Genomic DNA, 2301 nt, shown 5'->3' with positions numbered 1-2301 from the left:
CGGACGCGCACGAGGCGCGCGTACTGCTCGAACGCCGTCACGCCGCTGGCCCCGAAGCCGAGGTCGACAACGAGCGGTTCGGCCGCCCGCCGCAGCGCCGGGTGGCGCGCGATCCACCGGTCCACGCGGCGCAGCCGGTTCGCACCCGTCGTCCCACGGGTGATCTGGCCGACCACCCGCCCGGGGCCGGAGCGCGCAGAAGCCATGCCCCTATCGTCGCACCGAAGGGGCAGGGGCCACGCGCGGATATCATGGGGCGCATGACCGCGCCCTATACGCTGATCTTGCTCCGACACGGCCAGAGCGAGTGGAACAAGACCAACCAGTTCACCGGCTGGGTGGATGTCCGCCTCACCGACCAGGGCAAGGCCGAGGCCCAGCGCGGCGGCGAGCTGCTCGCAGAGTCCGGCATCCTGCCCGATGTGCTCCACACGTCCGTGCTCAGCCGCGCGATCCAGACCGCCGACATCGCCCTCGACGCGGCCGACCGGCTCTGGATCCCCGTGAAGCGCTCGTGGCGCCTCAACGAGCGCCACTACGGCGCTCTGCAGGGCAAGGACAAGGCGCAGACGCTCGAGGAGTTCGGCCAGGAGCAGTTCATGCTCTGGCGCCGTTCGTTCGACGTTCCGCCGCCGGCGCTTCCCGCCGACGACCAGTACAGCCAGGTGGGCGACCCGCGCTACGAGGGAATCGACGGCCAGGTGCCAGACACCGAGTCACTCAAGATCGTGATCGACCGGATGCTGCCGTACTGGCGCGAAGAGATCGTTCCCGACCTGAAGGCCGGCAAGACGGTGCTCGTGACGGCCCACGGCAACTCGCTCCGCGGCCTCGTGAAGCACCTCGACGGCATCAGCGACGCCGACATCGCCGAGCTCAACATCCCCACCGGCATCCCGCTCGTCTACCGCCTCGACGAGGACCTCAAGCCCGTCGGCGCGGGGGAGTATCTCGACCCTGAGGCCGCCGCTGCCGGCGCCGCTGCCGTGGCCAATCAGGGCAAGGCCTGACGCGCCGCGCTCGAACACGAGACGAGCGGATGCCTCTTCGGAGGCATCCGCTCGTCTGGTGTGTGCGCGGTCACTCCTGCGGCGAGACGATCGGGATCGCGTCGGTCGCGGCGGTCCATTCGCCCGTGGACAGGTAGAGGACCTTCTTGGCCACCGACACGGCGTGGTCGGCGAAGCGCTCGTGGTAGCGGCTGGCCAGCGTGGCGTCGACCGTCGCGGACGCCTCGCCCTGCCAGCTGTCGCTGAGCACCTTCTCGAACACCGACAGGTGCAGCTCGTCGAGCTGATCGTCAGCGTTGCGGATCGGATCGATGAAGGCCAGATCCTGGGTGCGCAGCAGCTCGGCGAGCTGGCGTGCGGCCTCGACGTCGAGCTGGCCCATCTTGAGGAACGTCGACTTCAGACCCTTCGGGATGGCCCGCTCGGGGAAGCGCATGCGCGTGAGCTGGGCGATGTGCTCCGCGATGTCGCCCATGCGCTCGAGCGACGCGCTCATGCGCAGCGCGCTCACGACGATGCGCAGGTCGCGAGCGACCGGCTGCTGCCGCGCGAGGATCTCGATCGCCAGCTCGTCGAGCGCGATCGCCTTCTCGTCGATGACGGCGTCGGCCTCGATGACGTCCTCCGCGAGCGCCACGTCGCTCGTGCCGAAGGCGCGCGTCGCCTTGTCGATGGCGATCGTGACCAGCTCGGCGATCTCGACGAGACGGCCCTGCACGTCCTCGAGGGACTGGTGGAAGACTTCGCGCATTGGACGCACCTTTCCTGGTTTCGGGCAGGCATCGCCCCGGGCCCCGCGATTCTCGTCATCGAAGGTTAACGAACGGTGCCTCCCCGGTGAATAGTAGTCCGCGCCGCATCGGGGCTCCTCGGACGCGGCGGGAGCCGCGCGCGGCGTGCCCTTACGCTGTGTGCATGGATACGACGCAGCTCGCGCTGCTCGCCCTTCTCGCGGGGGTGATCATCGGCAGCTCGATCTCGGCGGTCATCGTCGCGTCTCTGCGCGCACGCGACCGTGCACGGGCCGATACCTCGCTGCACGTACCCGAAGGCGTGCGAGAGGTGCTGCACGGCATGGACGATGCGGCCGTGGTCGTGGACGCCTCGTTCACGGTGCTGGCCGCGTCGGCCGCCGCGACCCCGTTCGACCTCATCGAAGGCAGCACGCTGCCCACCGAGGGACTGCGGGTTGTGGCCCGTCGCGTCCGGTCGGCCGAGGCGGCGACGACCGAGACCATGCGCCTGCGCCGCGGCGCGCCGCCCGCCGAGCCGCGGCTGGTCGTCGTGCGGG

The 2301-nt window shown here is 70.1% G+C and carries 2 protein-coding genes and 2 pseudogenes; 2 read left to right on the top strand and 2 right to left on the bottom strand.

The genetic code is table 11. From position 1 onward, the window contains the following. Window positions 1-206 (bottom strand): annotated as a pseudogene (locus EIO58_RS16470) (class I SAM-dependent methyltransferase); the annotation flags it as partial. A gap of 54 nt (window positions 207-260) precedes the next feature. Between EIO58_RS16470 and EIO58_RS16465 the strand changes: the two are divergent. Beyond that, window positions 261-1010, top strand: coding sequence for a phosphoglyceromutase (locus EIO58_RS16465; RefSeq protein ID WP_127820390.1), 750 nt, complete (start codon window positions 261-263; stop codon window positions 1008-1010). A gap of 70 nt (window positions 1011-1080) precedes the next feature. Here EIO58_RS16465 and phoU read toward each other — a convergent pair whose 3' ends face one another. Further along, window positions 1081-1761, bottom strand: a complete 681-nt coding sequence (phoU, locus tag EIO58_RS16460; protein ID WP_127820389.1) for a phosphate signaling complex protein PhoU — start codon at window positions 1759-1761, stop codon at window positions 1081-1083. A 164-nt stretch (window positions 1762-1925) separates the two neighbouring features. On the opposite strand from phoU, the pseudogene EIO58_RS16455 reads away from it, so the two are divergent. Continuing rightward, window positions 1926-2301 (top strand): annotated as a pseudogene (locus tag EIO58_RS16455) (two-component sensor histidine kinase); the annotation flags it as partial.

It is taken from the genome of Microbacterium sp. CPCC 204701 (assembly GCF_004010105.1).
In the GTDB taxonomy this organism is placed as follows: Bacteria; Actinomycetota; Actinomycetes; order Actinomycetales; family Microbacteriaceae; genus Microbacterium.
This window is presented reverse-complemented; position numbering and strand designations above follow the sequence as displayed.